Origin of the sequence: Rouxiella silvae (assembly GCF_002093625.1) — a bacterium.
Lineage (GTDB): Bacteria > Pseudomonadota > Gammaproteobacteria > Enterobacterales > Enterobacteriaceae > Rouxiella > Rouxiella silvae.
The window spans coordinates 1-4,773 of record NZ_MRWD01000113.1 but is presented as its reverse complement, the minus strand read 5'-3'; the positions used below and the strand labels follow the sequence as shown (position 1 = coordinate 4,773).

Annotated in this window: 7 protein-coding genes; 3 read left to right on the top strand and 4 right to left on the bottom strand. The window is 45.1% G+C overall.

Annotated features, from left to right (window positions below):
- Positions 1 to 475: 475 nt before the first annotated feature.
- Complete coding sequence (locus BS639_RS24500; RefSeq protein WP_233427760.1) at positions 476 to 1,141, top strand: hypothetical protein; 666 nt, start codon at positions 476 to 478, stop codon at positions 1,139 to 1,141.
- A gap of 38 nt (positions 1,142 to 1,179) precedes the next feature.
- Here the strand turns inward: BS639_RS24500 and BS639_RS24495 are convergent, their stop codons facing one another.
- From BS639_RS24495 to BS639_RS24970, 4 genes are all read right to left on the bottom strand, one after another.
- Positions 1,180 to 1,392 (bottom strand): hypothetical protein, encoded by a 213-nt coding sequence (locus tag BS639_RS24495; protein WP_084984641.1) that lies wholly within the window; start codon positions 1,390 to 1,392, stop codon positions 1,180 to 1,182.
- A gap of 135 nt (positions 1,393 to 1,527) precedes the next feature.
- Positions 1,528 to 1,950 carry a hypothetical protein gene (locus BS639_RS24490; protein ID WP_084984640.1) on the bottom strand — a complete coding sequence of 141 codons (423 nt, stop codon included), beginning with the start codon at positions 1,948 to 1,950 and terminating at the stop codon, positions 1,528 to 1,530.
- On the bottom strand, positions 1,940 to 2,425 hold the full coding sequence (locus BS639_RS24485; protein WP_084984639.1) for a hypothetical protein: 486 nt from the start codon (positions 2,423 to 2,425) through the stop codon (positions 1,940 to 1,942). The genes BS639_RS24490 and BS639_RS24485 overlap by 11 nt, the downstream gene beginning before the upstream one ends.
- Positions 2,426 to 2,678: 253 nt before the next feature.
- Entirely contained in the window at positions 2,679 to 2,852 is a 174-nt protein-coding gene (locus BS639_RS24970; RefSeq protein WP_158086951.1) for a replication initiation protein, read from the bottom strand.
- A gap of 464 nt (positions 2,853 to 3,316) precedes the next feature.
- Between BS639_RS24970 and BS639_RS24480 the strand changes: the two genes are divergently transcribed.
- Both BS639_RS24480 and BS639_RS24475 read left to right on the top strand, forming a co-directional pair.
- Positions 3,317 to 3,673 (top strand): entry exclusion protein 1, encoded by a 357-nt coding sequence (locus tag BS639_RS24480; RefSeq protein ID WP_084984638.1) that lies wholly within the window; start codon positions 3,317 to 3,319, stop codon positions 3,671 to 3,673.
- Between the two features lie 30 nt (positions 3,674 to 3,703).
- Positions 3,704 to 3,982: a helix-turn-helix transcriptional regulator gene (locus BS639_RS24475; protein WP_084984637.1), complete on the top strand. Its 279-nt coding sequence runs from the start codon at positions 3,704 to 3,706 to the stop codon at positions 3,980 to 3,982.
- The last annotated feature ends 791 nt before the right edge of the window (positions 3,983 to 4,773 follow it).

The following is a 4,773-nucleotide window of genomic DNA, read 5'->3' as shown; positions in this document are numbered from 1 at the left end:
TTTTGGGTTATCCCCGTTTTCTGTGGACAGCGGGCGTATAAGTCGTGGAGGCCTGCCGTCGTGCGCCGCGGCGCCACGCCTCACGGAAATTGTACATTTTTTGTTCTTTTGGATTTTTGCGGCGTTGGCCCGCGTTTGGCGCTGAAACGCCTCTCCACCGGTTTCGGTGCATAGCTATGCACGGCCGCAGAATTAATCCGCGCCGTTTTGGGCGGTTTTTCGTGGGTAAGCCGTAAGAAAGGACGCCTTGGCGCCAGAAACGCGCTGAGGGCCGCTGAGGCGGTGCACGCAACGGATGTTATGGTAAATGGTTAGAATTGCCGGAAGTGTTCGAATTGAAAGGCAATTGAAACAACAAAGGCCCGCTGTATAGCATACAGCGGGCCTTTGTTGTATATCTCTATCGATTGTCCTCGGGGGGAAGCATTACTGCTAACAAGTCCCGTGGCTAGTGAGTTCATTATAAGGATCATTGATGATGCCGTCAAACAGCATAAAGGCCAGCTTGTCTGCTGCCAGAATAGGTACGTATGAAAATATTTTAGGCGGGCCGGCTGGCGCTCAACAGACAGAAAAGGCCCTGAGGCTTTACATGTGGAACGCACAGGTATCAGCCGCTTTTTTTGTCCCTTTACATGTTTGCGAAGTGATCATGCGAAATGCCATCTCAGAGGTTCTCGAGACGGTATACGGAACTAGATGGCCTTGGTCTATTGGTTTTGAGCGAAGTTTGCCGATCCCTCCTCATGGTTATAAACCCAAAGACGACCTTATCAATGGGCGGCGGAACCAGCCCACGACAGGGAAGGTTATTCCTGAGCTAAAGTTTGTTTTTTGGCAGAAACTACTGACAGGAAGATTCGACACACGCCTCTGGAATAATAACATGATGACGGTTTTTCCTCATGCCGCTGCACAAGGAATGACCGTGGCGCAGTTACGCCAGAGTCTCTACAACGATCTGGAAACGGTGAGAAAGCTGCGCAACCGTATTGCACACCATGAGCCCATAATTAGCCGAAACCTAGAGGATGATTTTGCCACAATAAAGCGGATTATCAGATATCGGTGCCAGCATTCACTGGAGTGGATGCTAAACAACCAGATGCTGCTTCCTCTGCTTACACTTAAGCCGAACTAAGAATGCAGCTCTGCGTACAGATGTTATGGTAAATAATGTTAGACCTTATTGAACGCTATCAACACTACAGTACCGATAGCGTTCCCCATTTCTGTTTTTGGGACATGGCTGTCTTTGATGTGATTGATTACATCGTCTACCGAATGCAAGTTAAAGTCATCGGATGTGATCGTTCCATCTTTTTTGTATGTATACGGATAGCCCTGTAGGTTAGTGCCGGTTACTTCTGCGCAGTAAAACCAAGTTGCCATTTTTTTCTCCTTTTTTACTCACCGTGAGGTTTTTTATGTGCGGCGAATGGATGTTATCCTAAATGCTCCTGCGCAACGAGTGAAAAATACCTTTGAAAAAGTAGTCGGTGCACTTTTAAAATAGGCTTTCTTTTTTTAAGTTACCTTGGGTCTTTTTATCCTTTGAAGCTCATCTTGCATTTTAGATACTTCTTCTATCTCGGCTTCCAGCTCAAAATCGGTATCGACCATTCCGCTAAGCATTTCTTTTGCTTGTTCAGATAGTTTTGCTGTTTTGGACTTTTCTAAAATGTTGGTCTTTTGTTCTTTGAAATGTTTATGCTTATATTTTGAAGAGCACTTCATTTTTAGTTTGTGATATATAATTGATCTTATGTCATCTATAAGACGTGCAAAATAGCTATTTGTGATGACTATTATAACTAATGCCTGATAGTAAACTTGTTGAGATAAAACTAATATAAGTTCGTCTTTATACCTAAAGCTAAAAAGGTAATATACTAAAGCCCCTAGAAAAAGTTGTATTATTATTTTTGGGGCGTCATTTTTACTGTTCATTAGCCACCTCAGCATCTACCTTTAGTTTTGCTAGATGGCTACTGATAAGGTTAGCACAATTGTATGTCTCTATAATCATGCTAAGAATTAATACTGATGCTTTATGAACTTTATCTTCTTCGCTAATGTTATTTTCGAATGATTCCAATTTGTCGGAGAAGATGTTGAGTATTACAAAGAAACCTTTGAGTTTCTCTGTGCTCATGAAAAAAACTTTACATGGTGACGTGTTGATTGAGTTGGCTGCGACTTCTGCATCCTTGGCGAAGTCATTATATTTTTCGTCTATATTTAATATCTTTAGAAGGCTTAATTTTGTTTTGCTTACATTATCGCCGTCAAGTATTGATAATGAAAAAGCATCATTTCCTTTTTTAAATCTTATGTTTTTTTCGTTGTTGGAAGGATTGCTGGCTATTAGTTCTGTGTCTTTTATTCTTTTAATGGCTGCTTTAATTTCTTCAATTGTAATCATGTTGTTCGGCCTTCTTTTTTCTATTTTTTTTGATTAAAAAACCATTATCCATTTTATTTTTTGAGGATGTAAAGCATTTTTGTTTTTATAATCGATATTTTATGTTGCATTTTTATTGTCTGAGAATGTAGTCTTGCTATCAGAAACGAAAAAGCCGCCCGGCAAGGCGGCTTCTTCGAAGGTTCAGTAAGTTGGGGAACTTCTGAACCGCGGTAACTGGCTTTAGTGGAGCGCAGTAACCTAATTCGTTCTATCAGTGTAGCCGGAACTTGGCAAACACTTCAAGAATTCCTTTAAAGCTTGCTCCACATAAACCGTTACTGTTGGCTACCGCCAATGGCGATTCGTCGTGTCTGTCAGGGTTGGACTCAAGAGAACAGTTACCTGAGAGTACGTGGTAGTCGGGCTGAACGGGGAGTTCGTGCATACAGCCCAGCTTGGAGCGAACCACCTAAGTAGAATCCAGTGTCAGGCGTGGAATGAGAAGACGCGGCCATTAACAGCGGAAAGACACGGGTACACTGTACGGTGGGAACAGGAGAGCGCACGAGGGAGCGACCTATCGGAAACGGTGGGGATCTTTAAGTCCTGTCAGGTTTCGCCTCTTCTGATTTGAGCGCCGGAAATCATCCGATTTTCTGTGAAGCTCGTCAGGAGGGCGAAGCCTATGGAAAAACGCCTCTGGCGCATCCTTTTCTGCCCTCTCTCTTTCCCCGTATAACCATCTTGTCTTCTTTGGCCCCCCACGCTCGCCGCAGTATTGACTAGCGAAGTCTGTCAATGCGAGGAAGCGTAAATGCTCTGTTGCTCGCTAATTACACGGTCACTCCGTATTCCCATTCTTCACTTTGTGGTTTTTAGCTACACTGTGCCAAAAGAACAGGAGGTTTTATGGCATGGCACACCGTGTCACAGGCGCAACAACTTACTGGTAAAAGCCGTCGGACGCTTTATCGCGATATGGCCTCAGGCCTTGTTTCCTATAGGACGAATGGTAAAGGTCATCGTGAACTCGATACGACTGAGCTTATCCGTCATTATGGGGAGCTTATTGCCGATGGCACAGCAGCATGGCCCACCGTGGCACAGTCGGATGGCACAGAAAATAGCGCTTTGGTTGCCGAGATAACGGCGCTTCGTCAGGAAGTGGCTGAGCTGAAAACTATGATGTTGCGCCTCGAGGATAAGAGGGTTGAACCCGCGACGAGTAAGGCCCCTTGGTGGCAAATATGGCACCGGTCATCCTAAATTACCCATTTTTAAACTGCGAGGCACACGATGGATACGAGAACGGCTGAGCCTTCTACGGTGGCTGAGATCCTGCTTGAGGAGTTTCTGAAACCGAATCAGATTTCACCTGGCACATTCGCCAAACATATCGGCCTTTCGGAGGATGCCGTCATCGCGCTGCTCGATCATTCCACTGTGATCAGTGACGGAGATGCTGAGAAGCTGGGCAGTTTTTTCCAGACCGGTGCGGATTTTTGGCGGCAGCTGCGTGACGCGCATGTGCGTTGGGAAATGCGCATGCTTCAGGATGCCAAAAATGGCGGGTAAGCCTGTCGGCATGTGAGTCGCATATGACGACAGATTTATACGTGTCAGGATTTTTGTTTGGGGTACTGTCAACGACGCCTTTTTGGCAGGCAAAATCCTGGTCAGATGTTGTGAAAATTCTACCGCTCGTTTGGCATTGAAAACATACACACCCTACGCAAGACTAAAAACTGCGTTTTTATCTTGCAGATACAATCATTTAGGACCTGTTGAAATTTTTTGAAAACTGAGCCAATTCAAAAGTGTTGTGCATTTTCTACAAGAGCTCTACAAGATTTGTTGTAGAGCTCTTGTAGAAATGTTGTAGAAAAGCCACAACATTTCTACATATGAACATAAACAATGAGATAGCGCAGGAAATTCAGATTTCTACAAGTTTTCTACAATACGTTTTCCCCTTTTCGAAGCCATGCATGTTGAAATGAGTGCTGGCCGGCTTGGTTTATCCAGTCGATGACCTGTACGATTATTCTTCAATATGTAGGTTTTATACATCCCGAAGATGATTAAATACGGCCTCAAAAACAATGGGCCCCAGACGCTTTTTAAGGGGCTTTTTTTTGCCCCCATGACGGAACTTCCCCACCCCGCAAGCCTCTGCGAATTGTTCGCACTTTCAGCGAGGAAGCGTCATGCCATTCGGTGACGCTGCCGCCTCACGCCGCTCGTTGGCCAACGCTTCACGAACGGACAATCAATTGCCCGCCCGTTCACCGTTTTGGGTTATCCCCGTTTTCTGTGGACAGCGGGCGTATAAGTCGTGGAGGCCTGCCGTCGTGCGCCGCGGCGCC

Excerpts from the sequence above, each read along its gene's own strand:
- BS639_RS24490 (WP_084984640.1), bottom strand. The coding sequence starts at position 1,950 with ATGAACAGTAAAAATGACGCCCCAAAAATAATAATACAACTTTTTCTA.
- BS639_RS24495 (WP_084984641.1), bottom strand. The coding sequence starts at position 1,392 with ATGGCAACTTGGTTTTACTGCGCAGAAGTAACCGGCACTAACCTACAG.
- BS639_RS24970 (WP_158086951.1), bottom strand. The coding sequence starts at position 2,852 with ATGCACGAACTCCCCGTTCAGCCCGACTACCACGTACTCTCAGGTAAC.
- BS639_RS24480 (WP_084984638.1), top strand. The coding sequence starts at position 3,317 with ATGGCATGGCACACCGTGTCACAGGCGCAACAACTTACTGGTAAAAGC.
- BS639_RS24485 (WP_084984639.1), bottom strand. The coding sequence starts at position 2,425 with ATGATTACAATTGAAGAAATTAAAGCAGCCATTAAAAGAATAAAAGAC.
- BS639_RS24500 (WP_233427760.1), top strand. The coding sequence starts at position 476 with ATGATGCCGTCAAACAGCATAAAGGCCAGCTTGTCTGCTGCCAGAATA.
- BS639_RS24475 (WP_084984637.1), top strand. The coding sequence starts at position 3,704 with ATGGATACGAGAACGGCTGAGCCTTCTACGGTGGCTGAGATCCTGCTT.